Genomic DNA, 24,386 nt, shown 5'->3' with positions numbered 1-24,386 from the left:
GGGGACGACTTCGAGGTCAGCGTCTCCGGCCCCGGAACCCCCCGGCGCGCCACACGGGGTGAACGGGTGAACCCTCGGGGCTAACGGGTGACGTCCCGGTCGCCGTCGGCCGCCCGGAGCGCCTCGGCGACCGCCCAGGTGTCCTCGAACATGTGGTAGCGGACGATGAGTCCGTCGCGGACGGTGATGTCGAAGGCGAAGTCGGTCTCGATGTCCCGGCCGGTCGCGAGCACCTCGGTGCGCAGACTGCCGAGCACGACACACCGGTCGCCGTCGCCGACGATCGCGTCGATCTCGAAGCGGCGGACCGCGGTCCCCTGCCCGAGCTGGGTGTAGAACTCGGCGACACCGGCCCGGCCGGTCTTGCGGCCGATCCATGGGACGAGGGAGGTGTCGCCGGGGATGAACCAGTCCACGTCCTCGTCGTAGTGCTCCGCCAGCTCGGCGGGCGTGGCTCCGGAGCGGAGCCGGTCGAAGAGGGTGGTGGCCACGGTTCGGGCGGTTGAGTTCGTCATGTTGGATAGAAGCCGGTGACCGGTCCGGCTGTTCCCGAGCCCGCAGCCGCTTCTGCCCCTCCTGCGCCCTCCCCCCTTCCCCCACTGTCACCCACACTGCCTCCAAGTCACAAGATTTTGCCCCCCAGGCTTGATTTTCGGCCATCCTGGCGGCAGAGTCCAGGACACCCGACGACAGGCCCCGGAGCCGGTGCCGAGCAGGCCCGGCCCCTTTGCGACCAGGCGAGGACGGTCCCATGAGTCACCATCGCGTACCGAAGGAACCCCACCGGCTCTGGTCGCTGGAGCATGAACCGGCGCTGGAGGTGGCCGACGGCGACACGGTGGAGTTCGAGCTGACCGAGGCGACCGGCGGGCAGTTCACCCCGGAGTCGACGGCCGATGTGGTCGCCGGGTTCGACTGGGACCGGGTGTATCCGCTGGCCGGGCCGATCATGGTGAAGGGGGCCGAGCCGGGGGACGTACTGGAGGTCGAGTTCCTGGAGATGCGGTCCGTGGACTGGGGGTGGACGGCGGTACTGCCGGGGCTCGGGCTGCTCGCGGACGACTTCCCCGACGCGCATCTGCACCTCTGGGACCTCGCCGACGGGAAGAACGCCGACTTCCTCGGGGTCGCCTCGGTGCCGATGCGGCCGTTCTGCGGGGTCGTCGGGGTCTGTCCGGATGTGAGCGCACCGCAGAACGTGCTGCCGCCGGGCCACTTCGGCGGCAATGTCGACTGCCGGGACCTGGTGACCGGCACCAAGCTGTATCTGCCGGTGCAGGTGCCCGGCGCGCGGCTGGCGTTCGGCGATCCGCACGCCGCCCAGGGCGACGGCGAGCTGTGCGTGAGCGCCATCGAGGCGTCGATGAGCGGGGCGGCCCGGGTCCGGCTGCACAAGGGCCGCCGGATCGCCGGGCCGCAGTTCGAGACGGCGGGGCCGGTGCGGGCCGGGGACGACCGGGCCGGGCACTACGCCACGATGGGCGTCGCGCCCGACCTGATGACCGCCGCCCGGGACGCCACCCGCGCGATGATCGACCACCTCGGCCACACCTACGGACTGGCCCCGGTCGACGCCTACGTGCTGTGCAGCGTAGCCGTCGATCTGCGGATCACCGAGGTGGTCGACGCGCCCAACTGGGTCGTCTCCGCGTATCTGCCGAAGGCGTTCTTCCCGGCGAACGGCGGCTAGCGGCGCCGCCCGGCGGTGCTGCCCGGCGGCGCCGCCGCGGGACCGGTCTAGCAGCCGCCGCAGTTGTAGTAGAGAACGTCCCAGTGGTTGCCCTCGTCGGCGTAGACGTTCCCGGCGCCCGAGCGGTACTGCGGGGCGCCGTCGCCGCGCAGGCCGATATAGGTGAAGGTGTTCTTGATGTAGTTGGTGACGCAGGTGTTCTTGCCGTAGTCGAGCTTGTAGCCGTTCCAGTGCGAGTAGGTGCCGCTGGCGTGGCCCGTCTCGGTGCCGCCGGTGATGTTGAGCCCGCAGCCGGAGGACGACTTGAGCGTCTGGGCGCCCTGCGCGCTGGCCAGGTTCAGCTGGTCGAAGGATGTACAGGTCGGAACGTTGCGGTCGGAGCAGTTGCCGGACGACGACCAGGTGATGCCGGACGAGCCGAACATCGAGGTGGCGGTCGCGTGCGAGATCTTGGTGACGGCGACGGCCTGGGAGCCGCTCTGCGCGGCGAGGGCGTCGCCGGCTCCGGCGAGGACGGTGAGTCCGGGGACGAGGGCGAGCGCCAGGGCCGTGAGGGCGGAGCGCAGCTTCATGGAGGTCTGCGCCGAGGGCTTCATGGGGGTCTGTGTGCCGGTCTGCGTGCCGGTCTTCATGGGGGGACCTTCCTGCGGTCGGGCCGTACCGGGCCGTGGGGGGCGGCTGTGCAGGTGCGCGGGGAGATGGTGCCCGAGGTCTACGCGTGTCCGCCAGAGGGGGAGCGGGAAACGGGTCTCCCGCCCTACCGGCGACACCGCCCCTTCAACCCCCTGACCGGCGGCGGGTGTTGCGGACGCACCCGCCCACCCCGTCACCCAAGTCACTTCTGACGACCCCTTGTGCGGGCGGCACCGCGTCTGTCAGATTCTCACCGCGCTCACATTTGTCATGGACGCTACAGGCACCCCTGTCCGTTCATGCCGTACCTGCGTATCCCCGCAGGGCTCCACCCCCCACACGATGGAGAAGACCCGTGCGTATCAGCAGACTCGTCCCCGCCCTCGCGACCGCCGCGCTCTCCGTGGTCGCCCTCGCCCCCGTCGCCTCCGCGCAGCCCCCGGCGCCGCCCGCGCCGAGCGCGCCCCAGGCCGAGATGGGCACCGAGGCCCTGCCGATCATCGGCGGCGGCCAGGCCGGCAACGCCCCTTGGGCGGCCCGGCTGTTCTCCAACGGCCGCCAGACATGCAGTGCCTCGATCATCGCGCCGACCTGGATCCTCACCGCGAAGCACTGCGTCAGCGGCGGCGGCCTCTCGTTCCGTATCGGCAGCCTCGACCAGACCAGCGGCGGCACCCTCGCCAACGCGTCCGCCGTCTACAACCACGCCTCCTCGGACCTCTCCCTGGTCAAGCTCGACCGCTCGGTCACCGCGACCTACGCCCGGCTCGGCCAGCCCGGCTCGGTCTCGGTGAACCAGACCGTCCAGGTCTACGGCTGGGGCGCCACCTCCCAGTGCGGCTCCGAGATCAACTGCCAGTCGCAGTACCTCAAGGTCGCCAATGTCATCGTGACCGGCGGCTGCCGCGACGCCTACAACGGCACCGCGATCTGCGCCCGCCGCGGCGACGGCATCACCGCGGGCGGCGACTCCGGCGGCCCCATGATGGCGAACGGCATCCAGGTCGGCGTCGCCTCCACCAGCGACCGTCAGACCACCACCGCCTACACCAATGTGACGGCGTACCGGTCCTGGGTCCAGTCCGTCGCCGGGGTCTGATCCCCGACGCCACCAGGGGAGAGAGCACAGGGCCGCCCACGGCGAACACCGGGGGCGGCCCCACCCGTTTGCGCCTTCGCGAAACCAATTGCCCCATGGCACGCATCTTGTTCTACGGTGCCATCAGTCGCTCATGAGGTGGGAGGGCCCGTGGAAGAGGCGAGGACAGTGCTCGCGGAACGGATCGCCGAGCAGCGCGCGGGAGTCGGCGACCCCCGGGCGCTGGTCGGCGAGATGCGGCGCGCGGTGCTGCTGGTGCCGCTGGCGAACGGCGGTCTGTGGAGCGCTCATTCGGGCGGGGTGCGATGGGTGTGCGGGTTCACCGACGAGACGGCGCTGGCGCGGTTCGCGCTGAGCCAGGGGCCGGGGGACCGGCCGATGGACTACGCGGCGCTGCTCGGGGCGCGGATCGTCGACGAGATCGTGCCGGGGCTGGGCGAACCGGCCGGGCTCGCCGTGGACATCGCGACCGAGGACGGCTCCATGTTCTTCCCGCCGGTGACGGGCATCGTGCCCGAGTCGGCCGCCGTGGACACCGGGGAGGGAGCGGGCCATGGGCGGTGACGGTACGGATCTGAACTTCGACCCGGCGTCGGTCGCCAAGTTCACCCAGGGCGTGGGCGCCACCATCGACCAGCTCGGGGACCTCGGCGGGGCCACCGGCTCGAAGATGGGCAAGGGTTTCTCCGCGCTGGCGATGACCGGCATGGAGGCCGGGCACCATGGACTCTCCGTGGACTTCGAGGACTTCTGCGAACGCTGGGAGTGGGGTGTGCGGGCCCTGGTGAGCGACGCCAGCGCCATAGCCAACCGGCTCGGTCTGGCGGCGGGCACCCAGTGGGAGCACGACCAGTACGTCCAGGGCGCGCTGAAGGTGGGCGTGAACTCCGTGATGGGCGGCAGCCCGCACGCCACCGAGGAGGAGATCACCCAGCAGGGCTGGGGAGACATCGTCACCCCCGACTACCTCGACCCCAACTGGAGCCCCGAGTCGTTCGAGCAGGCCGGTCAGGACATCGAGCAGACCTGGAAGGACACCGGCCGCACGGTCCTCACCGAAGGGCAGGGCGGCCGTCAGTCGGAGATGCTCAACGACGCCCTCGGCATCGACGACCAGCAGTGGAACCAGGCCCTGGACGAGACCTTCGGCCCCTCACCCGAGGAACGCGCCCGGCAGGAGCAGCAGCAGGGCGAGTAGCGCACGAACGGCGATCGACGGACGGCGGCCCGGCCGGACATGGGCACCCGCCACACCTTCGCGCACGACGCGGCCCTCAGGCTCACCAAGGTCACCGGCCCGAACGACCTGAGCTGGACCTACACCTACGACGCCGCGGGCCGCCTCGCCTCCGAGACCGACTTCGACGGCCGTACCCTCACCTACCGCCATGACGCCACCGGCCGGCTCACCTCCCGCACCGACGCCCTCGGCCACACCACCACCCACACCTACGACGCACTCGGCCGATCGGTCCGCAAGGACGCCGCGGGCCGGGTCACCACCTACGGCTACGACGCCGCGGGCCGCCCCGCCCGGCTGACCGCCGGGAACCATGAGATCGCCTTCGCCCATGACGCCGCGGGCCGGGAACTGGAACGCGTCTTCGGCGGCGCCCTCACCGTCACCTCCGCCTGGGACGAGGCCGGCCGCCTCGCCGCCCAGCACCTCACCGCCCCCTCCGCCAGCGCCGGTACACCTACCGCGCCGACGGCCACCTCACCTCCGTCACCGACGAACTCTCCGGGTCCCGCACCTTCGACCTGGACCCGTCCGGCCGGGTCACCGCCGTCCACGCCCGGAACTGGAGCGAGCACTACGCCTACGACGCCACCGGCGACCAGACCGCCGCCGCCTGGCCCGACACCCACCCCGGCCACGAGGCCACCGGCCCCCGCGCCTACACCGGCACCTCGCTCACCCGCGCGGGCGCCCTCCGCTTCGAACACGACGCCCTCGGCCGGGTCACCCTCCGTCAGAAGACCCGCCTGTCCCGCAAGCCGGACACCTGGCGCTACACCTGGGACGCCGAGAACCGCCTCACCTCCGTCATCACCCCCGACGGCACCCGCTGGCGCTACCGCTACGACCCCCTCGGCCGCCGCACCGCCAAACAACGCCTCGCCGCCGACGGCGAAACCGTGGCCGAGGAGATCCGCTTCAGAGGAGATCCGCTTCACCTGGGACGGCCAGACCCTGTGCGAACAGACCGTCCACACCCCCGACGCCCCGCATGTCGTCGCCCTGACCTGGGACCACCGCGGAGTGGTCCCGCTGTCCCAGACCGAACGCCTGCTCACCGCGGACACCCGCCAGGAGGAGATCGACCGGCGGTTCTACGCCATCGTCACCGACCTGATCGGCACCCCCACCGAACTGATCGACGAGTCCGGCACCCTCGCCTGGCGGGCCCGCAGCACCCTGTGGGGCACCACCGCCTGGACCCGCACCAGCACCACCTACACCCCGCTCCGCTTCCCCGGCCAGTACCACGACCCCGAGACCGGCCTCCACTGCAACCTCTTCCGCCACTACGACCCCCTCACCGGCCGCTACACCTCACCCGACCCTCTGGGCCTCGGCCCCGCCCCCAACCCGGTCGCCTACGTCCACAACCCCTTCACCGTCTGCGACCCCCTAGGACTCTCCCCCTACTCCCGGTTCAAGGGCCTGGGCTGGCTCACCGACCGGCAGTTGGAGCGCCCGTCGTTCCGCTACCAGCGCCTCGTCACCGACCAGAGCTACGAACAGCAGTGGATCCTCCCCGACTTGGAGTTCTACGACGAGAGCCGGATCACCGCCCAGGCCGACAGACTGCTCGCCCTCAACGAGGATCTCGGCGGCCACGGGGTCCGCTATACGGTGTCCAACGAATGGGGCGCCGCCATGTCAACGACGTGCTGTCCCGAGCCTTCTCGGAGGCGTACGCCAGCGGACAGCTCAGGGCCTGTCACGTGCCCGGCAACGGTATGAGTGGAATGAGTTCATGGCTGCAGTGAACGCGATGCTGGAAGAGCTGCGGGGCGTCGTCCCGCTGACCGCCGCGGGCGGCGCGGACCGATTCGCGGCCCAGGGCTGGACGCCGGGCGGCAAACCCCGTGACGGAGTGGAGACGTCCTGGCGCAAGGACGGCGTCCGGGGCTGGATCCAGACCTTCCGCGACGGGGCGGTCCGCGTCTCGTTCGCCGTCTGGATCCGTGATGTCGACGACTCCGGCTACTTCGACGACCTGGACGCCGTCTACGACGAGGGCGGACAGGCCCTCGCCGCGTTCCTCCCCGAGATCGAGGGCTCCCCCCTCGCCGCCCACCTCACCGAGGCCGAGCAGACCTCCGAGGACAAGGACGAGTTCATCACCGTACGCAAGTGGACCCTGGACGGCCGGGTGCTGACCGCCGGGGTCGTCCAGCAGGACACCGACCTGCCGGTGATGGTCGTGATCGCCCTGGAGCAGCCCGCCCCCGCCGCCGGGCCCTGAGGCGGGCGGGTCAGCCCGCGCGGACGAGGAACACCTGGTCGGCGCCGCCCGTACAGCGTTCCTCGATCGCCTCGGCGCCCTCCGCCGTGTCGTCCTGGACGAGGCCGATGCACAGACTGCTGGTGGCCGGGCGGAGCCGGAACCCCCCGGCGCCGGACGGGCCGCCGGTCTCGAAGCGGAACAGCGTGCCCTGGGCGCAGTCGGTACGGGGCTCCAGCAGACCCTTGAGCTGATCGGCGCCCATGACCGCCAGACAGCCCCTGCCCTCCTGGGGATGGTGCCACTGGATGCGGTAGAGGCCCTCGCCCAGCGGCTCCAGATAGGTGCGCGGAACGGTGGCGTGGGCGCACGGGAGCTGGACCGTCACGGCGCTGCCGTACGCGCCCCGCCGGTCGCGGCCGTCGGTGAGGCAGAGGTCGGGGGTGCGGCTGGGGTGGATCGTGACCCAGCCGTCGGGCGGGGTGGACGAGGTGGCGTGCCCGTCCCGGCCGTCGCCGATGAGGGTGAGCGCCCAGACCGCGACGGCGGTCGTGGGAACGGCGAGGGCCGCCACGAGTGAATGTCTCCTGGACCAGCGCAAGCGCGGAGTCCGAGGGCCGGGCGCGGGGTGCGGTGCCGAGGGGTGCGCGGGGAGCGCCGCGAGCCGGTCCCGGGCCTCCAGCCAGACGCCGACGCGCTGTTCCTCCCCGCAGGCGCGGACGAACGCCGCCAGCAGATCGGGCCGGGGCAGACTCGTCCGGCCCAGCACATCGGCCAGTGTGCTGCGCGCCAGCACATCGCCGTTGCGGGCCGCCTTCTCCTCCAGTTCGCGATAGGTCAGTCCCGTTCGGCTCTTCAACTGACGCATCAGCCGCAGAAATTCGGCAGCGTCGCGGGCGTCGTCCGGCGACAGCTGGCCCAGGTTCACCATGACCGTCAGTGTCTTGCGGTGGCGGCAGCGGCGGCAATGCGGGATTCCGCCATGCTCGGCTGTCCGAACCCGTGTCCGGACAACGCGCTGACCAGCCCGGACAGCCACGGACTGTCCGGGACGGCCAAGGCTGTTGCGGGGCCGGGCGGCGGCTCAGGAACCTGTGAGGGAGCCGACCGGGCGCACCTCGCCACGGTCGGCGCAGACCCGACATCCGCGCCGACCGGTAAGGGCCGGCGCCTTCATCCGAGGGACAAAGCATGCGAAAGTTCGTCACCACGGCCGTCACCGCGACGACGCTGACGGCCGGCCTTCTCGTCGGCGGAGCCACGCAGGCCACCGCGGGGCCCGAGGCGGACGCGGCTGCCGCCACGACGTACTACCTGAAGTTCGACAAGAAGACCGTGACCAACTCCCGGCTGTACCTGATGAAGAGCGTCGCGGGCCCGGACAAGGTGGTCGCGAGCTACAAGGCCGGGTCGGGAACCACCACCAACGCCTGCTCCGTCGGCCGCGGCTGGCTGCCCAACGGCAGCTACAAGATCGAGTTCCACCGGAAGAACTTCGACGGCATCATCAACGGCTATGTCATCAAGGTCTCCGACAAGCGGTGCAGCGGCGGCACCCAGCGCACCGAACTCTTCATCCACAGCGAGATGAAGCCCAACGGCAAGCAGGGCACCATCGAGTCCGAGAAGTGGACCAACAGCAACCCCAACGACTACTACTCCAACGGCTGCATCAAGCTCAACCCGTCCCACATCAAGAACCTCTTCAGCCGCCTGGACAGCCTGGGCTGGCAGAAGCTGACCAAGCTGACGGTCGTGAGCTGACCACGGTGAGCTGACGGCCGCACCGAGCCGGGGGAGCAGGCCCCGCCGACAGCAGTCGGCGGGGCCCGCGGCACGGGTGTGGGGCCGGGGCCGCCGCGGAACTATCCGGCGCCGAGGGCCACCCGGTTGATGTCCCCGTTGTGCAGGACGGGCCGGGGCGCGCCGCCACCGGCGATGGACAGCATCGCGCGGCCGAGCTGCTCGGTGGTGGTGACATGGCCGGGCGCGAGCCGCCTCAGCAGGGGGTAGAGGGGCGAGGTCACCCGGTACAGGACGCGGTAGAGCCGGGTCCGGGAGGTGATGCCGTGCAGCGGCTGGATGTACCCGGGGCGCAGCAGATATGTGCGCAGGGGCAGGGCCAGCAGCGCGTTCTCGGTCTCGCCCTTGACGCGCGCCCACATGGACCGGCCCCGCTCGGTGCTGTCCGTGCCCTGACCGGAGACATAGAGGAAGGTGAGGTCCGGGTTGACCGCGGACAGCGCGCGGGCCGCGGCGAGGGTCAGATCGTAGGTGACACGCCGGTACGCCTCCTCCGTCATGCCCACCGCGGAGACCCCGAGGCAGAAGAAGCAGGCGTCGTACCCGGCCAGTTCGGCGTCGACGCCGGGCCGGGCGAGCAGCTCGCGCAGGTCCGGGTGGACGAGTTCGCGGAGCTTGGGGTGGGTGATGCCGGTCGGTCGGCGCCCGATCACCAGGACCTCGGTCACCGAGTCGTCGCGCAGACTCTCACGGAGCACTCCTTGGCCGACCATGCCGGTGGCCCCGAAGACGATCACCTTCATCGATGTGTTCCTGTCGTGGTGGGAGGGGGCGGGGGAGGGGCGGGTGCGGGGGACTCGCATGGGGGCGTCGCCGGGGACGGTCAGAGGGGGTAGGGGACGCCGGTGAGTTGCTCGGAGACGGTCCAGAGGCGCCGTTGTGCCGCCGTGTCGTGGGACTGCCTGCTGGAGCGGGTCGCCTCAGGGTGGCCGCGCATCCCGAAGGCGCGGTCGGGGCCGTAGAACTGGCCGCCGGTCGCCCGGGGGTCCGTCGCGGCGCGCAGGGTCGGCAGGGCGCCCATGCCGGGGCTCTGGGCGGCGAGCGGGACGATCAGCTTTCCGGCCAGCAGCCGCACCGGTGGGGCGAAGTCCCGGGTCAGTTCGGTGGCGGCGCCACCGGGGTGGGCGGCCAGGGCGACGGTCGTGTGCCGGTCGGCGAGGCGGCGCTGGAGTTCGTAGGTGAACAGCAGATTGGCCAGCTTGGAGCGGCTGTAGGCGGCGGTCCGGCGGTAGCGGCGCTCGGCCTGGAGGTCGTCGAAGTCGAGGGCGGCGCCCCAGCGGTGGGCCTGGCTGGTGACGGTGACGACCCGGGAGCCCGGGACCGGCAGGAGACGGTCGAGCAGGAGGCCGGTGAGGGCGAAGTGGCCGAGATGGTTGGTGCCGAACTGCAACTCGAAGCCGTCCGCGGTGGTCGCCCTCGGGGTCCACATCACCCCCGCGTTGTTGATCAGCAGATCGATGCGGTCATGGGCGGAGCGCAGGGCGCGGGCGGCGGCACGGATCGAGTCGAGCGAGCCGAGGTCCAGCCGCTGGACCGTGACGGAGGCGCCCGGGGTGCGGGCGGTGATCCGGGCGGCGGCCTCCTCACCCTTGTCCGGACTGCGCACGGCGAGCACCACCTGGGCGCCGTGCGCGGCCAGCCCGGCCGCGGTCTCGAAGCCGAGGCCGGTGTTGGCGCCGGTGACGACGGCGGTACGGCCGGTCTGGTCGGGGATGTCGTCGGCGGTCCAGTGGGGGGTGTTCTTGGTGCTCATGACCTCCAATGTAGGCGGCGACCGCAAAGGAGTGAGGCGGTGCCCCGCCCAAGGGAAGGACGTCGGCTCCCTGCCGAGCCGTTCTCGACGGGAGCCACGACATGGTGTGCTCAGCGCGTTCCCGGCTTGTCCGGCAACCGCACGACGGCGGTACTGGTCTCGGACTCGCCGAACACCCAGCCCGCGACGAGTGAGCAGCCGACCGCTTCCAGGGCATCGGGGCCCGGCCAGTAGTCGGTGCCGACGTAGTGACCACCCTCCGAACGCGCGTCGTTCGCGGTGACGCAGAGCATGCGGAGATGGTCCCGGAGCGCCGGATGAGTGACCGCCCCGAGCCGCTCCTCCCAGGGCTCCGCGACGGAGACGGAGTGCCTCATGTCGGCGACCGACACCAGCTGTTCGGGGCCGCGCTCGGTGAACGTGGCGGCCCGCATCGCATCGGTGAGAGTGCCGTCGGTGGCGACGCGCAGCAGCACACCCAGCCAGCAGTTCAGCTTCTCCGACCTCTCGTCGGTCAGGTCGACCCCATGGCGGCTCAGGAGCGGTCCCAGCTCCGCACCGTGCACCAGCACTTGACCGTCTTCGTCGACCGAGGCGACGGTCCGCAGATCGGCGACGAAGGCGTCGTCGAACGGCCGGGGGCCCTTGTGCCCGCCCTCACCCCACGGCCCCGTCCCCGCCACGAGTTCGGCGTCGAAGCAGAACAGCGACTCGCTCAGGTCGAACCGCCACGTCCAGGGGAAGAAGGGGTACTCACCGTCGCCCGGATCCGGCAGTAGTCTCGGCTCCCGAGACGTCAGTGCGTCAGGGGTGGACCAGGGGTTGGGGAACAGGTACTCGTCGAAGGGTGCGTAGTACACCCCGTAGCGGGCGGCGGGGTCGACGGCCGACCGTCCGCCGAGCAGTATCTCGAAAGCACCGGCCAGCGCGGTATCCCACCCGCTGGGATCAGTCGCCGGGGCCGTCTCGGGCATCACGATGAGCGCTCCTTGAGGTCGTGCCGCGTGGGCTGACGAGAGGCACCCCCCGGCGCCCCCGTCGCAGTCCGCCACACCGGCGGACGCGATCCTCCCAGATCCGTTGCCCACGGGCATCGGTGAAACCACGTGACGTGGATCCTGAGTTCGAAACGAGAAGACCTACTCAGTCGAGACAGAACTCGTTGCCCTCGACGTCCTGCATCACGATGCACGACTCGTTCTCTTCATCGGCGTACAGCACCTGCACCTGCACCGCGCCGAGCGCGACCAGCCGCGTCGATTCCGCTTGCAGCACGGCCAGGCGCTCATCCCCCACGAGACCGGTGCCGACGCGTATGTCGAGGTGCACCCGGTTCTTGACCACCTTGCCCTCGGGGACGCGCTGGAAGTACAGCCGCGGGCCCACCCCGGTGGGATCGGCACAGGCACCCCAGGCACCCCGCTTCTCGGGCGGCAGCGAGCGCTCGGCGTCGTCCCAGGTGCCGAATCCCTCCGGCGGCGGCGGAGCGACGTACCCCAGCACCTCGCACCAGAACTCGGCGACGCGCCGCGGGTCGGCACAGTCGAAGGTGACTTGGAACTGCTTGATCGAAGACCGGTTGATCGGAGCCATCGGGCCACCATAGCGGCGGCGGCGGCGACCGTCGCAGCGGCGGTCCGGTCGGCCTGGGGAGGTGCTGTCAGCGCGGCTGCCTCGGCTCGGCCGGGCCCGGCCATGGGAGCGGCGGCCAGGGCGGCCTGGAGACGGCGGTCAGGGCGGGCGTCAGAGCGGCCGTACGCCCCCGGGGCGGGGGGCCGTCGCCTCCTCGTCCCGGATGTCGTGCTCGGCCGCCTTGAGGAGCTGATGGGCCAGGTCGTGCATCGCCCGGCCCGCCGCCAGTTCGTCGCCGATCCGCGGGACGTCCTCGTCCGACGGGCGGCAGCGCGCGGTTCCGTGCGCCGTGAGCGCGCCGACGCCGGTGTCCAGCACCGCGTGCGCCTTGGTCACCCCGTCCTCGTCCTCGAAGAGGTGCAGCCGCACCTTCCACTCTCCGCTGTGAGGCATCGCTCGCCCTCGCTTCCCTGCCGTGCCGTGGGACCGCCGCCTCCGGCGGCGATCGCCCTCCCTTCCACGATCGGACCCCCGCGGCCGATGCGCACGATGCCGAACGCCCCCGGCGCCACCGATTCCGGGGAAACACACCGGGGAAACACACTGGGGGACACCCGACCGCCCCGTGCGCGAGCCGCGCCCGGCGCGCACGCTGGAGAGGCGGGGCCATGTCCGGCGGCAGGCCGGAACCCGGCCCGCGGCCCTCGCCGTGCGCGCCGGAACCGGGCTCCGCGGCGGACAGCGGAGGGCGAGGAGCGCCATGAAGGGATATGTGTTCCACGCGGTGGGCGAGGCGGCCTGGGAGGACGTTCCGGACCCGGCCGTCAAGGAGCCCACGGACGTGATCGTGCGGGTCGACGCCGTCACCATCTGCGGTACCGATCTGCACATTCTCAAGGGCGATGTCCCCGAGGTGCGGCCCGGCACCGTGCTGGGCCACGAGGCGGTCGGCGAGATCGTCGAGACCGGCGGCGATGTGCGGACCGTGCGCCCCGGGGACCGGGTGCTGGTGTCCTGCATCAGCGCGTGCGGGCGCTGCGTCTTCTGCCGCCAGGGCGCCTATGGGCAGTGCCTCGGCGGCGGAGGCTGGATCCGCGGCCATCTGATCGACGGCACCCAGGCCGAGTACGTCCGGGTGCCCTACGCGGATCTGTCCGTGCACCCGCTGCCGGGTTCCCTGGACAGCGCCGCGGCCGTGCTGCTGGCGGACATCTTCCCGACCGCCTACGAGGTGGGTGTCCTCAACGGGCGGGTCGCCCCGGGAGACACCGTCGTGGTGGTCGGGGCGGGCCCGGTCGGGCTCGCGGCCGTCGCCACCGCCCGGCTGTTCTCCCCCGAGCGGATCATCGCCGTGGATCTGGCACCGGCCCGCCTGGAAGCGGCCCGGCACCTCGGGGCGGACGCGGTCGCCGACGCCCGCGAACACCCGGAGCAACTGGTCTCCGACCTCACCGACGGGCTCGGCGCGGATGTCGCCGTCGAGGCGGTGGGCAGGCCGGAGACCTTCGAACTGTGCACCCGCGTGATCCGCCCCGGCGGCCGGGTCGCCAACGTCGGCGTCCACGGCACGCCCGCCACCCTCCACCTGGAGACCCTGTGGATCAGGAACGTCACCCTCACCACGGGACTGGTCGACACCCACTCCACCCCCACCCTGCTGCGCATGGCCACGGCAGGCCGCCTGCCCACCGCCGAACTCATCACCCACACCTTCCCCCTCGACGCCATGACGGAGGCGTACGACGTCTTCGCCGGAGCCGTGGACACCGGCGCGCTGAAGGTCGTCCTGGGCACCGAACAGCACGCGGAACTGGCGGTGCCGGCGGCTGGCCAGGGGGGCGGTTAGACGGGGCGGGAGGGGGCGGTCGGACGGGGCGGGAGGGGGTCGCGCCTTGGCGGCGGAGTGGGCTAGGGCCTGTCTGACAAATGATCATCCGGCGGGTTCGCGGAGCCACAGGACCAGAGCTGCCAGGACGATTCCAGCCCGGTAGCGGTCGGCGAGCTTGCGCTCGCGGTGGACCTCCTCGTCGAAGGCGGGGGGCCGGCCGCCGAGGCGCCCTTGGCGCCGGCGGTTGGGCGCTTGATCACGACGCCTGCGGCCCCTTTTTGCGGGCGCCGGCGGCGTGCTGATGGGCACGGTTGACCGTGGAATCGACGGCGACGGTCCATTCCACCCGACCAACCGCGTCGTCGCGGACCTGGACGTGTTCCAGCAGCTTCGCCCAGGTCCCGTCCGCTTCCCAGCGAGCGAACCGCTCGTAGACGGTCTGCCAGGGTCCGTACTGCTCGGGCAGGTCGCGCCACGGAGCCCCGGTCCGCAGCCGCCAGAGCACCCCGTTGACCACCTGGCGGTGATCACGTCACGGACGACCACGCCCATCCACCCGCGGCAACAGGGGCTCCATTCGCTCCCACGCCGCATCCGTCAACTCACCTCGACCTGCCACAAGATCAATGATCAGAGTGGTCGTGCTCGGACTCTCGTGCGGGGTCCGTCACGAAACGACTCAGCCGGTAGGTGGTCGGCAGCCCCAGGCGCCCGCACAGCGTGTCGATCCGGATCATCGACCCGTCGACTCCTGCCTCCCGAAGACGACGCAACCGCGTACGCATCTCCGCCTGGTCCCGTGTCTCAACAACCACTTCCCACTGCCCCGCGTCCGGCGCGGTGCGAGCAGCAATCCGCTGCCGCGCGTCCTCCTGCCGCCGCCTTCTTTTCCCCTGCCCTGGCACCTGCCCAGAATCACCGGCCGACGTCAGGACGGCAAGGCACTTGAACTGAGCACGCACACGCTCGGTGATCATTTGCCAGACAGGCTCTAGGCGAGACCGGAGTGGTCGTCCCGGCGGACCACGCACAGGGCCCAGATCACGAACGCAGACAGCGCGATCACCACGACCGACCACACCGGGTAGTACGGCAGGGAGAGGAAGTTGGCGATGATCACGAACACGGCGATGGCCACCCCGGCGACCCGCGCCCACAGCGAGGTCCTCAGCAGTCCGATGCTGACGATCACGGCGACGATACCCAGCGCGAGATGGAGCCAGCCCCAGCCGGTCAGGTCGAACCGGAACACATAGGACGGGGTGGTGACGAAGACATCGTCCTCGGCGATGCCCATGATGCCCCGGAAGATGTCGAGGACACCGACGAGGAAGAGCATCACGGCGGCGAAGGCGGTCAGGCCGGTGGCCCACCCCTGCCCCGCCGAGGGGGCCTGGTGAGCCGGACGGGTGGGTGTGGTGGTCATGCCGGACCTCATTCCATGGGGTCGGGGGTCGGGGGTCGGGGGATGAGGGACAGGGGCCGGGGGTCGGGGGTCGGCCTGGATCAGGTCACCCCGTCGGCGTTGTTCCGGCCGGTGACGCCCGCTCTGCGCAGCGCCGTCCGCCAGGCGAGGGCGAGCCCCACCTCCGCCAGACCGAGCAGGACGAGCCACAGACCGAGCAGCCGGGTCAGCGCTCGCGCCGACTCGGTGGGCAGGGCCAGCACCACGATCCCGGCGACGATCGCGAGGACCGCGATGCCCAGGACGACACCCCGGTGCGGCAGATCCTTGGTGGTGGCGGCCGTGTAGAGGGTGAGGACGCCGGAGACCAGCCAGACGATGCCGACGATCAGTGACAGCGCGGCGACGGTCTGGAGCGGGTGCCGCAGGCACAGCACCCCGGCCAGCAGGAACAGCACGGCGACCAGCAGCCCCGGCAGGCGCTCGCCGTGCTCCTCGCGGCCGAACACGGCGACGAACCGGAACACGCCGATCGCCAGCAGATAGAGCCCCACGAGGATGCCGAGCACCCGCAGGGTCGCGTCGGGCCAGCACAGCATCAGGATGCCGGGCACCAGGGTCACCACCGCCGAGCCCAGCATCCAGGTCCAGGACCGGCCGAGACGCCCCAGCAGCTCCGTCCCGTCGCCGGGCGTCTGCGGACGCGGGGTGGCCGTCCGGGCGGCGGCCCGGGGATCCGGTCCCGTCGACGGTTCCGGACCAGGTGACTCGGTCATGGCTCCTCCTCGCGCGATCGAGGCGGTCACCCCGGTCGGTCCGGACCGAGGATCGGGCCGCCGTCAGGGGGCCGACGGGCTCAGGGTCCGGCACGCGGGGGGTCCACCGGGTCACCCATGACGGGTGATCCGGGTGGGGTGTCTCCCTCCGGGCCCAGGCAAACAACCCAGCCACAGCCCCACCCGCCGAGACCCGGCAACGCGCCCGGCTGCCCCACCCCCCTTACAGACGTCACCCCGAAGACCAACCGCCCGCCGAAGGCGCCGTACCGCACCGCCGGTGCCAGAGTGGGGGAGACGCGGCACGGAGGCGGAGGAGGGCTCGATGGGGCACCTGGTAGTGGCCGGGGTCGACGGATCCCTGGCGAGCATCGCGGCGGCGGACTGGGCCGCCCGGGAGGCCGTACGGCGTGGTGTGCCGCTGCGGCTGCTGCATGCCGGGCCCGTGCTCGGGCCCGGCGCGGCCCCCGACGCGGCGGACTTCCTGCACGGTGTCGGGGAGCGCCTGCTCCACCGGGTCGCCGGGGAACTGGCCGAGCGCCACCCGGACGCCGAAGTGGAGTCCGGGCAGATCGACGGTCCGGCCGTGGACATGCTCCCGGTGGCCGCGCGGGACGCCGGGCTCCTGGTCGTGGGGACGCGGGGCGTCGGCGGTTTCGACGGTCTGGCCGTCGGTTCGGTCGCGCTGGCGTCCGCAGCCGCCGCCCCCTGCCCCGTGGTGCTGGTGCCCGCGCGCTGGGCGGACGGCTACGAGGAACGTTCGGCCGCGGCCCGCGGTGCCGACCGGGTGGTCCTGGGGTTCGACGCGCACGCCCCGGCCCCCGACGCGGCCGGTTTCGCGTTCGCCGCCGCCCAGGCGCGGGGTGTCGGCCTGTGGGTCGTCGGGGCGTGGGCGCTGCCCCCGGAGTCGGTGTCGGGCCGCACCCTGTTCGTGACGGAGGCGGACCGGGCCACCTGGGAGGACCAGGAGAACACGGACCTCAGCGACGCCCTGCGGCCCTGGCGGGCCGGGTACCCGACCGTGCCCGTCCACACCGATGTGGTGCTGTTGCACCCCGCGCAGGCGCTCCTGAACGCCTCCCGGCACGGCACCCTGCTCGTCATGGGCGCCGGGAACGGGCCCGGCGCGGGCGTGGCGGGCCTCGGGCCGGTCACCCACGCCGTGCTCCAGCACAGCCGCCGCCCAGTGGCGGTCGTACCCCGGGCGGACTGACCACCGGGGCCCCGGCGAGAACTGGACCGGCCACCGAAACCCGGCGGAGTGACCCCACCCGGGCCCCGGCCAGGACCGGAGCGACGACCACAGAGACCCACCCCGCCCAGCAACCGAAGCGACACCCGGCCCCACCCCGCCCCACCCCACCCAACAACCGAAGCGACCCCCCACCCCCAGCCACACACACCCCCCACACACGCCCCCCGCCCCTCAGCCGAAGAACACCGCGAACTCGTCGTAGAGCGACCGGTCGACCTTCTTCGTGCCGGTCGTGGCCTCGGCGAGCGGCACGCGGACGATCCTCGTGCCCCGCAGGGCCGTCATCACACCGAAGTCGCCGTCCTTGACCGCGTCCACGGCGTGCAGCCCGAACCGGGTGGCGAGCCAGCGGTCGAACGCGCTCGGGGTGCCGCCGCGCTGGATGTGCCCGAGCACCGTGGTGCGGGCGTCGGTGCCCGTGCGCCGCGCGATCTCCCGCGCCAGCCACTCACCGACCCCCGAGAGCCGCACATGCCCGAACTCGTCCACGGCCTCGTCCTTGACGATCATCTGCCCGTCGAGCGGGACCGCCCCCTCCGCGACCACCACGACCGGAGCGTATTTGATCTTGAAGCGGCTCTGCACCCACCCGCAGACCTGCTCGACATCGAACGGATGCTCGGGCACGAGGATCACATTGGCGCCCCCGGCCACCCCCGCGTGCAGGGCGATCCACCCGGAATGGCGTCCCATCACCTCCACCACCAGGGTCCGCATATGCGACTCGGCGGTGGTGTGGAGCCGGTCGATGGCCTCGGTCGCGATACCCACGGCGGTGTCGAAACCGAACGTCCAGTCGGTGCCGCACACATCGTTGTCGATCGTCTTCGGTACGCCGACCAGCGCGACGCCCTGCCGGCTCAGCTCCTCGGCCACCTGGAGGGTGTCCTCGCCGCCGATCACCACCAGCGCGTCGATCCCGTGCGCGGCGAGGGTGTCCCGGACCCGCCGGGGACCGTCCTCGTGCTTGAACGGGTTGGTGCGCGACGAGCCGAGGATGGTGCCGCCGCGCGGAAGGATGCCCCGGACGTCGGGGATGTCGAGGGGGACGATGTCGTCCTCCAGGGCGCCGCGCCAGCCGTCCCGCACTCCGGCGAACTCGAACCCGTACTCCTGCACGCCCTTGCGGACCACGGCGCGGATCACCGCGTTGAGGCCGGGGCAGTCGCCGCCGCCGGTCAGTACTCCCACCTTCATGGCTTACCGCCTTCCGCCGGTCGGCCCCCGGCGCGCACCCGTTCGACGCCCCGGGCCGGGGTCTGGTCTCCAGCGTGCCCCCGGTGGCCGGGACCGACCACCGCACCGCCGGGTCCGGCGGTCCCTCAGCGGCGGTCGGCGGGGCGGCGGGCGGTCCGGTCGTCGCGGAAGGTGAGGTCGGCGTCGGCCAGTGCCAGCGGGCCGAGCGAGGAGCGGAAGTGGTGCCCGCACAGGAACAGATCGACGTCGTGGTGCCCGTCCAGGGTCAGTACCGCCCTGGCCACGGGCGGCGCCGAGCAGCAGCAGGACCGCTCCGGCCAGACGGGGGGCGGCGCGGAGTCCGTCAGCGGCGTCGCGCCTCCGGCGCCGAGGGCCTCCGGAGGGGCGTTCGGGGCGGGGTGGGGCGCGTTGCCCGGCGGTGGTGGTGGTACGGCCAGCACGGGGCAGACGGCGCCCGTGGCGCAGCGGCGCCAGACCGGTCGCCGGAACCAGCGCCAGGGCCACAGCCGCCGCAGCCTGCTGGTGGTCGGCCTGCCCACCACCAGCAGATCGTCGTCGTGGTAGGCCGTGGCCACCAGGACCTCGACGGGCGACCCCACCGAGGCGACCAGGCAGATGTGCAGATCCGTGGGCATCCCGCCCAGCGCGTGGCCGAACACGTCCCGGATCTCCTCCCGGGTGTTCTCCCCGCGCGCCTGTTCCGCCTCCCGCCGGGCCCGGACCGTCGCGGGGTCCGCGAACCAGCTCGACCAGGCAGGCATCCCCACCTCCCCCGGCCCGGCCGGTACGGGGTCCACCGGCAGCCGGTAGGCGCGGACGGCCAGCAGATCCCGGCCGGTGCTCCGGGCCTGGTCCACGGCCACGCTCAGGGCACCCCGGCCGGCCTCGGAGTCGTCCACTCCGACGACGATCCGTCCCGTCGGCACGTCGTTCACGGTCGGTCACCGCCCTCCGCCCTGGGGATCACCCTCCGCGTCTCCATCATCCCTCCGGCGGCCGGAACCGGCCAGGGAACGCCACCGCGCCTGCCGCGGCCGGGCCCCGGTCACGAGGTCGGCCGAAGATGTGCCGCCGAACCCGTGACCGATTCCGGTGGGGCGGGTACAACCAGTGCTGGAACTGGCCCGCACCAAGGGCGCGGGCGGTGAACTGCGCTTCGGTGTGGCCGGGGTCGACGGGAGGGGGGGAGACGTCTTCCCGCCGGACCCACCGGGCGTCACCGCATCTGCTGCCGCGCTCGGCGCACGGCGGCCCGGTGGAGACCCAGGACTTCGACGACGAGGCGTGAGCGTCACGACGGGGGTGTGGTGACGTGGACTTCGAGTGTGTGGCGCGGATCCGGGTGACGCGCCCGAACGGCCGGACCGGACACGGCACCGGCTATCTGGTCGCCCCGGGACTGGTACTGACGGGCGTATGTCGTCGAGGTCCTCACCACCGACTCGCCCGCCGCCTCCGCTGAGGGGCCCGGCGTCACCCGGTCGTCGAGACGCTCACCACCGACTCGCCCGCCGCCTCCGCGAAGGGGCCCGGTGCCACCCCCCAGGTCGGGCATGTCGGGGACCGCCGTGTTCCACGGGGACGAGCACAGCGACGTCCTGCTGGACGTGGTCCGCACGGACCGCCCGCCCCGGCGGAGGCACCCGGCTCACCGCCACCCGCGCCGCCCACCTGCTGGACGGCAACGGCTTCCGCGCCGCGATCCGGACCGTCACCGGGACCGCGCCCAGCCCGGAGGCCGCCGAACTCACCTCCCCGCCGACCCCGGCCGCCCCCGAGCGGATCGCCGAGCCCCCAGCGATGCCGCGGCGGGACGAGGAAGCGACGACCGGGGAGATCCGCGACCCCGCGCGCCCCTGGCCGGGCTGGATCACCCTCACCATGCAGCCGCTGGAGGACGGCCCGGGGGGAGGGGGGAGGAGAACAGGCGCCCTGCACGAACCCCACGAACTGATTCACCGGTCAGTACGCGTCCGCCGTCCGCCGCCATGATCGATCCCTTGCGACGCCCGGGAGGAGGGTGTTACCAAGGGCGCATGCCCGCACCCGCCGGAACCGCCCCCTCCCAGCCCGTCTACGACGTCGTCATCGTCGGCGGCGGACACAACGGCCTGGTCGCCGCCGCGTACCTGGCCCGCGCCGGACGCTCCGTCCTGGTCCTCGAACGGCTGGACGTGACCGGCGGCGCCGCCGTCTCCACCCGGGCGTTCGCGGGCGTGGACGCCCGGCTGTCGCGCTACTCCTATCTGGTCTCCCTGCTGCCGTCGAAGATCGTCGACGATCTCGGGCTGGAGTTCGCCGTACGCAAGCGGTCGGTGTCCTCCTACACCCCCACGGTCCGCGACGGCCGGGCCACCGGGCTTCTCGTCGGCGGCGGTGAGGAGCGCACCCGTGCCTCCTTCCGGGCACTGACCGGCTCCGACGCCGAGTACGACGCCTGGCGGCGGTTCTACGCCACGACCGGCGAGGCGGCCCGCAGGATCTTCCCCACCCTGACCGAACCGCTGCCCACCCGCGAGGCGTTGCGCGCCCGCGTCGGTGACGACAGCGCCTGGCGGATGCTCTTCGAGCAGCCCCTCGGCGTCACCCTGGAGGAGCGCTTCCACGACGACCTGGTCCGCGGGGTCGTCCTCACGGACGCCCTGATCGGCACGTTCAGCGGCGCCCACGACCCCTCGCTCGCCCAGAACGCCTGCTTCCTCTACCACGTCATCGGCGGCGGCACCGGCGACTGGGACGTCCCCGTCGGCGGCATGGGCGCGTTCACCGACGCGCTGGCCGGGGCCGCCCGCGCGGCCGGCGCCGAGATCGTCACCGGGCACGAGATCCTGCGCCTCGAACCCGGCGACCCGCACAGCGAGGTCACCTACCGCACGGCGACGGGGGAGGGCGGTGTCACCGCCCGCAAGGTGCTGGTGAACGCGTCCCCCGAGACCCTCGCCCATCTGGTCGGCGACGAGCCGCCCACCCCGCCCGCCGAGGGCGCCCAGCTCAAGGTGAACATGCTGCTGCGCCGGCTGCCCCGACTGCGCGACACCTCCGTGGACCCCCGCGAGGCGTTCTCCGGCACCTTCCATGTCTCGGAGGGGTACTCCCAACTCGACACCGCCTACCGCGAGGCCGCCTCGGGCGCGCTGCCGTCGGCGCCGCCGTCGGAGATCTACTGCCACTCCCTGACCGACCCGACGATCCTCGCCCCCGACCTCGTCGCCGCCGGGTACCAGACCCTCACCCTCTTCGGTCTGCACACCCCCGCCCGTCTCTTCGACGCCCACCACGACGCCCGCCGCGACGCCCTGGTGACCGCCGCGCTGGCCGAGTTGAACGCCGTACTGGACGAGCCGATCGAGGAGTGTCTGGCGTTGGACGCGGACGGACGGCCGTGTGTCGAGGCCAAGTCCCCGCTCGACCTGGAGCGGGAACTGCGGCTGCCCCGCGGCAACATCTTCCACCGCCCGCTCGCCTTCCCGTTCCTCGACCCCACCCACGACACCGGCCCCTGGGGCGTCGGCACGGCCCACCCCAACGTCCTGCTGTGCGGCGCGGGCGCGGTCCGCGGGGGAGGGGTGAGCGGGATCCCGGGACACAACGCGGCGATGGCGGTGCTGGAGGGGTGACGGCGGGGCCCGTCGCAGGTCCGCGTGTCGATCCGCCTCAATGCGATCATTCCCGGCAATCCCCGCGTTACGGTTGAACCACGGTGAACTCCACGAGGCCCCGGCCTCCTGTGCGGGTCGGGGCGCGGGTGTGGGCCCGGGTCCAGGGAGGTGAGCGGGGATGGCGCGGTCGCAGCCCGGTGGCAGGACCGGCGTCTTCATCGTCCTCCTCGTCTATATCGTCGTCGTCTCGGCGGCCCAGTACCCGACCTCGCAGGGCGGTGTGATCCGGCTCGGCGGGCTCTCCCTGCTGGCCCCCCTGGTGGCGGGCGCGCTGCTGCCGTACCGGCGGGCACTGATCATCTGCGGGGTCACCCTGGTGGCCCTGGTGATCCTCTACGGCGGGGTCATCCCCGGGCTCCCGATGGTCCAGCGCACCGTCACCATCGCCCTCGTCGTGTTCGGCACCGCCGCGAGCATCCTGGTCCTGCGGATCCGTCTCGCGCACGAGGAGCGCATCCAGCGGCTGATGATCGCCCGCGACCGGCTGAGCCTGCTCACCGCGGCGGGCGAGCAGGTCGGCTCGACACTCGACGTCACCCGCACCGCCCAGGAACTGGCGGACGTTGCCGTGCCCCGCTTCGCGGACGCCGCCGCCGTCGACCTCTTCGGCAGCATCCTCTCCGGCGACGAACCCCCCGCACCACCGCCCGCCCAACCGGTCACCGTCCAGCGCGTCGCCCGCGCCGGGGCCACCCCCTCCCCCGACCCCGGGCCCGACCCCGGCGGACCCCACACCTACCCGCCCGCCTCCCTCCCCGGCGCCGCCCTGCTGTCCGGCCGCCCGGCCCGCGGCACGGTCACCGACTCCGACGCCATCGGCCCGCGGTTCGCCGGAACCGGCCCGCCCGTCCCGGGCCTGGACGGCGGTTCGGCACTCGTCGTCCCCCTGCGGGCCCGGGGCATCACCCTCGGTGTCGCGACCTTCGTCCGGACGGCGGGCCACGCCCCGTTCGACGCCGACGACCTGTTGCTGGCCGAGGAGATCGGAACCCGCTCCGCGGTGTGCGTGGACAACGCCCGCCGCTACGCCCGGGAACACCTGACCGCCCTCGCCCTCCAGCACAGTCTGCTGCCGTCCGGCGTACCCGAGCAGAGCGCGGTCACCGCCGCCCACCGCTATCTGCCCGCCCAGGCGGGCGTCGGCGGCGACTGGTACGACGTCATCCCCCTCTCCGGCGCCCGGGTGGCGCTCGTCGTCGGCGATGTCATGGGGCACGGGGTGCACGCCGCCGCCACCATGGGACGGCTGCGCACCGCCGTGCACAACTACGCGGCGCTCGACCTCCCGCCCGAGGACCTGCTCACCAACCTCGACGACCTGGTGAGCCGCCTGGACCTCACCGGATACATCGCCACCTGCCTCTACACGGTGTACGACCCCGTCACCCGCCGCTGGACCCTCGCCCGCGCCGGTCATCCGCCGCCCGCCCTCGCCCTCCCCGACGGCACGGTGCTCTTCCCCGACGTCCCCGCCGGACCGCCCCTCGGCGTCGGCGGCTCGCCCTTCGAGTCGGTGGAGATCTCCGTCCCCGACACGAGCCGGCTCGTCCTCTACACCGACGGCCTCATCGAAGGACGCGACCGCGACCTCGACACAGGGATGGACGCGCTGCGCCGCGCGCTGGAGAACGCTCCGGACCGCTCCCCGGAGGACACCTGCCAGGCGCTCATGGCGACCATGCCGGGCGGCAGCCGCTCCCGGGACGACGTGGCCCTGCTCGTCGTCCGCACCCTGGGCCTCGCCGCCGACCGCCGCGCGGGCTGGGACATCCCCGGCGACCCGGCGGCCGTCTCCGCCGTACGGGAGCGGGTCCTCGCCCAACTGGAGGAATGGGAGCTGGACGAGTACGGCTTCAGCACCGAGCTGATCATCAGCGAACTCGTCACCAACGCCATCCGCTACGGCGGTACGCCCATCTCCCTGCGCCTGCTGCGGGACGACAGGGCCCTGATCTGCGAGGTACGGGACGGCAGCAGCACCTCGCCCCGCCTGCGCCGGGCGGGCGCGGCCGACGAAGGGGGCCGGGGCCTGTTCCTGGTCGCCCAGCTCTCCCAGCGCTGGGGCACCCGGTACACACCCAACGGCAAGATCATCTGGACCGAACAGCGTTTGCCGGCGGCGCCGGTGCCGTAGCGGACGGACGGCAATGGCGGGGGAGCGGCATCGGCGGGCGGGCGGTAGCGGCGGGGGAGCGGCATCGGCCGGTGGCTGGTATCGGCGGAGGAGCGACATCGGCCGACGGCCGGTATCGGAGGGCGAC

Annotated in this window: 23 protein-coding genes and 2 pseudogenes; 11 read left to right on the top strand and 14 right to left on the bottom strand. The window is 72.5% G+C overall.

Annotation, left to right across the window (positions count from 1 at the left end):
• Nucleotides 1-80: 80 nt before the first annotated feature.
• The gene (locus tag ABZX40_RS21545) at nt 81-515 is read right to left on the bottom strand and encodes a nuclear transport factor 2 family protein (protein ID WP_355740119.1); all 435 of its coding nucleotides are present in this window, start codon (nt 513-515) and stop codon (nt 81-83) included.
• A 236-nt stretch (nt 516-751) separates the two neighbouring features.
• Here ABZX40_RS21545 and ABZX40_RS21540 point away from each other — a divergent pair, with 236 nt between their 5' ends.
• Entirely contained in the window at nt 752-1,690 is a 939-nt protein-coding gene (locus ABZX40_RS21540) for an acetamidase/formamidase family protein (RefSeq protein WP_355740121.1), read from the top strand.
• 47 nt (nt 1,691-1,737) lie between these two features.
• On the opposite strand, the gene ABZX40_RS21535 is transcribed toward ABZX40_RS21540, so the two are convergent.
• Nucleotides 1,738-2,262, bottom strand: coding sequence for a hypothetical protein (locus tag ABZX40_RS21535; RefSeq protein WP_355740391.1), 525 nt, complete (start codon nt 2,260-2,262; stop codon nt 1,738-1,740).
• Between the two features lie 416 nt (nt 2,263-2,678).
• Here ABZX40_RS21535 and ABZX40_RS21530 point away from each other — a divergent pair, with 416 nt between their 5' ends.
• The 5 genes and pseudogenes from ABZX40_RS21530 (at nt 2,679) to ABZX40_RS21510 (ending at nt 6,898) form a co-directional block, all read left to right on the top strand.
• Entirely contained in the window at nt 2,679-3,422 is a 744-nt protein-coding gene (locus ABZX40_RS21530) for a trypsin-like serine protease (RefSeq protein WP_355740123.1), read from the top strand.
• Between the two features lie 150 nt (nt 3,423-3,572).
• Nucleotides 3,573-3,986: a hypothetical protein gene (locus ABZX40_RS21525; protein ID WP_355740125.1), complete on the top strand. Its 414-nt coding sequence runs from the start codon at nt 3,573-3,575 to the stop codon at nt 3,984-3,986.
• Complete coding sequence (locus tag ABZX40_RS21520; RefSeq protein ID WP_355740126.1) at nt 3,976-4,620, top strand: hypothetical protein; 645 nt, start codon at nt 3,976-3,978, stop codon at nt 4,618-4,620. The genes ABZX40_RS21525 and ABZX40_RS21520 overlap by 11 nt, the downstream gene beginning before the upstream one ends.
• 42 nt (nt 4,621-4,662) lie before the next feature.
• Nucleotides 4,663-6,075: pseudogene (locus ABZX40_RS21515) on the top strand (RHS repeat-associated core domain-containing protein); the annotation flags it as partial.
• 331 nt (nt 6,076-6,406) lie between these two features.
• Nucleotides 6,407-6,898 (top strand): hypothetical protein, encoded by a 492-nt coding sequence (locus ABZX40_RS21510; RefSeq protein WP_355740128.1) that lies wholly within the window; start codon nt 6,407-6,409, stop codon nt 6,896-6,898.
• 10 nt (nt 6,899-6,908) lie between these two features.
• On the opposite strand, the gene ABZX40_RS21505 is transcribed toward ABZX40_RS21510, so the two are convergent.
• Complete coding sequence (locus ABZX40_RS21505) at nt 6,909-7,808, bottom strand: XRE family transcriptional regulator (protein ID WP_355740130.1); 900 nt, start codon at nt 7,806-7,808, stop codon at nt 6,909-6,911.
• A gap of 260 nt (nt 7,809-8,068) precedes the next feature.
• On the opposite strand from ABZX40_RS21505, the gene ABZX40_RS21500 reads away from it, so the two are divergent.
• The gene (locus ABZX40_RS21500) at nt 8,069-8,641 is read left to right on the top strand and encodes a L,D-transpeptidase family protein (RefSeq protein ID WP_355740132.1); all 573 of its coding nucleotides are present in this window, start codon (nt 8,069-8,071) and stop codon (nt 8,639-8,641) included.
• A gap of 101 nt (nt 8,642-8,742) precedes the next feature.
• Here the strand turns inward: ABZX40_RS21500 and ABZX40_RS21495 are convergent, their stop codons facing one another.
• From ABZX40_RS21495 to ABZX40_RS21475, 5 genes are all read right to left on the bottom strand, one after another.
• Nucleotides 8,743-9,423 carry an epimerase gene (locus ABZX40_RS21495; RefSeq protein WP_355740134.1) on the bottom strand — a complete coding sequence of 227 codons (681 nt, stop codon included), beginning with the start codon at nt 9,421-9,423 and terminating at the stop codon, nt 8,743-8,745.
• Between the two features lie 80 nt (nt 9,424-9,503).
• A complete protein-coding gene (locus ABZX40_RS21490) occupies nt 9,504-10,433 on the bottom strand; it encodes an SDR family NAD(P)-dependent oxidoreductase (RefSeq protein WP_355740136.1) in 930 nt (309 codons plus the stop codon).
• A gap of 110 nt (nt 10,434-10,543) precedes the next feature.
• Nucleotides 10,544-11,407: a hypothetical protein gene (locus ABZX40_RS21485; RefSeq protein WP_355740138.1), complete on the bottom strand. Its 864-nt coding sequence runs from the start codon at nt 11,405-11,407 to the stop codon at nt 10,544-10,546.
• Nucleotides 11,408-11,576: 169 nt separating this feature from the next.
• Entirely contained in the window at nt 11,577-12,026 is a 450-nt protein-coding gene (locus tag ABZX40_RS21480) for a VOC family protein (protein WP_355740140.1), read from the bottom strand.
• 150 nt (nt 12,027-12,176) lie between these two features.
• Nucleotides 12,177-12,458 carry a DUF1876 domain-containing protein gene (locus ABZX40_RS21475; RefSeq protein ID WP_355740142.1) on the bottom strand — a complete coding sequence of 94 codons (282 nt, stop codon included), beginning with the start codon at nt 12,456-12,458 and terminating at the stop codon, nt 12,177-12,179.
• A gap of 307 nt (nt 12,459-12,765) precedes the next feature.
• Here ABZX40_RS21475 and ABZX40_RS21470 point away from each other — a divergent pair, with 307 nt between their 5' ends.
• Nucleotides 12,766-13,851, top strand: a complete 1,086-nt coding sequence (locus ABZX40_RS21470; RefSeq protein ID WP_355740144.1) for an alcohol dehydrogenase catalytic domain-containing protein — start codon at nt 12,766-12,768, stop codon at nt 13,849-13,851.
• Between the two features lie 62 nt (nt 13,852-13,913).
• On the opposite strand, the pseudogene ABZX40_RS21465 reads toward ABZX40_RS21470, so the two are convergent.
• The 4 genes and pseudogenes from ABZX40_RS21465 to ABZX40_RS21450 all read right to left on the bottom strand — a co-directional run bounded on the left by ABZX40_RS21465 (nt 13,914) and on the right by ABZX40_RS21450 (nt 16,014).
• Nucleotides 13,914-14,452: pseudogene (locus tag ABZX40_RS21465) on the bottom strand (IS5 family transposase).
• Between the two features lie 4 nt (nt 14,453-14,456).
• A complete protein-coding gene (locus ABZX40_RS21460; protein WP_355740146.1) occupies nt 14,457-14,810 on the bottom strand; it encodes a hypothetical protein in 354 nt (117 codons plus the stop codon).
• Between the two features lie 14 nt (nt 14,811-14,824).
• Nucleotides 14,825-15,259: a hypothetical protein gene (locus ABZX40_RS21455; RefSeq protein ID WP_355740148.1), complete on the bottom strand. Its 435-nt coding sequence runs from the start codon at nt 15,257-15,259 to the stop codon at nt 14,825-14,827.
• Nucleotides 15,260-15,339: 80 nt separating this feature from the next.
• Nucleotides 15,340-16,014 (bottom strand): HdeD family acid-resistance protein, encoded by a 675-nt coding sequence (locus ABZX40_RS21450; protein ID WP_355740150.1) that lies wholly within the window; start codon nt 16,012-16,014, stop codon nt 15,340-15,342.
• Nucleotides 16,015-16,339: 325 nt separating this feature from the next.
• On the opposite strand from ABZX40_RS21450, the gene ABZX40_RS21445 reads away from it, so the two are divergent.
• The gene (locus ABZX40_RS21445) at nt 16,340-17,227 is read left to right on the top strand and encodes a universal stress protein (protein WP_355740152.1); all 888 of its coding nucleotides are present in this window, start codon (nt 16,340-16,342) and stop codon (nt 17,225-17,227) included.
• A 213-nt stretch (nt 17,228-17,440) separates the two neighbouring features.
• Here ABZX40_RS21445 and ABZX40_RS21440 read toward each other — a convergent pair whose 3' ends face one another.
• A complete protein-coding gene (locus ABZX40_RS21440; protein ID WP_355740154.1) occupies nt 17,441-18,466 on the bottom strand; it encodes a 6-phosphofructokinase in 1,026 nt (341 codons plus the stop codon).
• A 125-nt stretch (nt 18,467-18,591) separates the two neighbouring features.
• Complete coding sequence (locus ABZX40_RS21435; protein WP_355740156.1) at nt 18,592-19,401, bottom strand: universal stress protein; 810 nt, start codon at nt 19,399-19,401, stop codon at nt 18,592-18,594.
• Between the two features lie 1,101 nt (nt 19,402-20,502).
• Between ABZX40_RS21435 and ABZX40_RS21430 the strand changes: the two genes are divergently transcribed.
• Together ABZX40_RS21430 and ABZX40_RS21425 are read left to right on the top strand one after the other, a co-directional pair.
• Nucleotides 20,503-22,083 carry an NAD(P)/FAD-dependent oxidoreductase gene (locus tag ABZX40_RS21430; protein WP_355740158.1) on the top strand — a complete coding sequence of 527 codons (1,581 nt, stop codon included), beginning with the start codon at nt 20,503-20,505 and terminating at the stop codon, nt 22,081-22,083.
• Nucleotides 22,084-22,243: 160 nt separating this feature from the next.
• Nucleotides 22,244-24,259, top strand: coding sequence for a SpoIIE family protein phosphatase (locus ABZX40_RS21425; protein WP_355740160.1), 2,016 nt, complete (start codon nt 22,244-22,246; stop codon nt 24,257-24,259).
• Nucleotides 24,260-24,386 lie beyond the last annotated feature (127 nt).

The organism is Streptomyces sp. NPDC004610 (assembly GCF_040609715.1).
In the GTDB taxonomy this organism is placed as follows: domain Bacteria; phylum Actinomycetota; class Actinomycetes; order Streptomycetales; family Streptomycetaceae; genus Streptomyces.
Note: the sequence above shows the minus strand (reverse complement) of the source record. Positions and strands in the feature narration are given on the sequence as shown.

Coding starts and splice junctions, on each gene's coding strand:
- ABZX40_RS21545 (WP_355740119.1), bottom strand. CDS start 515: ATGACGAACTCAACCGCCCGAACCGTGGCCACCACCCTCTTCGACCGG.
- ABZX40_RS21540 (WP_355740121.1), top strand. CDS start 752: ATGAGTCACCATCGCGTACCGAAGGAACCCCACCGGCTCTGGTCGCTG.
- ABZX40_RS21535 (WP_355740391.1), bottom strand. CDS start 2,262: ATGAAGCTGCGCTCCGCCCTCACGGCCCTGGCGCTCGCCCTCGTCCCC.
- ABZX40_RS21520 (WP_355740126.1), top strand. CDS start 3,976: ATGGGCGGTGACGGTACGGATCTGAACTTCGACCCGGCGTCGGTCGCC.
- ABZX40_RS21510 (WP_355740128.1), top strand. CDS start 6,407: ATGGCTGCAGTGAACGCGATGCTGGAAGAGCTGCGGGGCGTCGTCCCG.
- ABZX40_RS21505 (WP_355740130.1), bottom strand. CDS start 7,808: ATGGTGAACCTGGGCCAGCTGTCGCCGGACGACGCCCGCGACGCTGCC.
- ABZX40_RS21500 (WP_355740132.1), top strand. CDS start 8,069: ATGCGAAAGTTCGTCACCACGGCCGTCACCGCGACGACGCTGACGGCC.
- ABZX40_RS21495 (WP_355740134.1), bottom strand. CDS start 9,423: ATGAAGGTGATCGTCTTCGGGGCCACCGGCATGGTCGGCCAAGGAGTG.
- ABZX40_RS21490 (WP_355740136.1), bottom strand. CDS start 10,433: ATGAGCACCAAGAACACCCCCCACTGGACCGCCGACGACATCCCCGAC.
- ABZX40_RS21485 (WP_355740138.1), bottom strand. CDS start 11,407: ATGCCCGAGACGGCCCCGGCGACTGATCCCAGCGGGTGGGATACCGCG.
- ABZX40_RS21480 (WP_355740140.1), bottom strand. CDS start 12,026: ATGGCTCCGATCAACCGGTCTTCGATCAAGCAGTTCCAAGTCACCTTC.
- ABZX40_RS21475 (WP_355740142.1), bottom strand. CDS start 12,458: ATGCCTCACAGCGGAGAGTGGAAGGTGCGGCTGCACCTCTTCGAGGAC.
- ABZX40_RS21470 (WP_355740144.1), top strand. CDS start 12,766: ATGAAGGGATATGTGTTCCACGCGGTGGGCGAGGCGGCCTGGGAGGAC.
- ABZX40_RS21460 (WP_355740146.1), bottom strand. CDS start 14,810: ATGATCACCGAGCGTGTGCGTGCTCAGTTCAAGTGCCTTGCCGTCCTG.
- ABZX40_RS21455 (WP_355740148.1), bottom strand. CDS start 15,259: ATGACCACCACACCCACCCGTCCGGCTCACCAGGCCCCCTCGGCGGGG.
- ABZX40_RS21450 (WP_355740150.1), bottom strand. CDS start 16,014: ATGACCGAGTCACCTGGTCCGGAACCGTCGACGGGACCGGATCCCCGG.
- ABZX40_RS21445 (WP_355740152.1), top strand. CDS start 16,340: ATGGGGCACCTGGTAGTGGCCGGGGTCGACGGATCCCTGGCGAGCATC.
- ABZX40_RS21440 (WP_355740154.1), bottom strand. CDS start 18,466: ATGAAGGTGGGAGTACTGACCGGCGGCGGCGACTGCCCCGGCCTCAAC.
- ABZX40_RS21430 (WP_355740158.1), top strand. CDS start 20,503: ATGCCCGCACCCGCCGGAACCGCCCCCTCCCAGCCCGTCTACGACGTC.
- ABZX40_RS21425 (WP_355740160.1), top strand. CDS start 22,244: ATGGCGCGGTCGCAGCCCGGTGGCAGGACCGGCGTCTTCATCGTCCTC.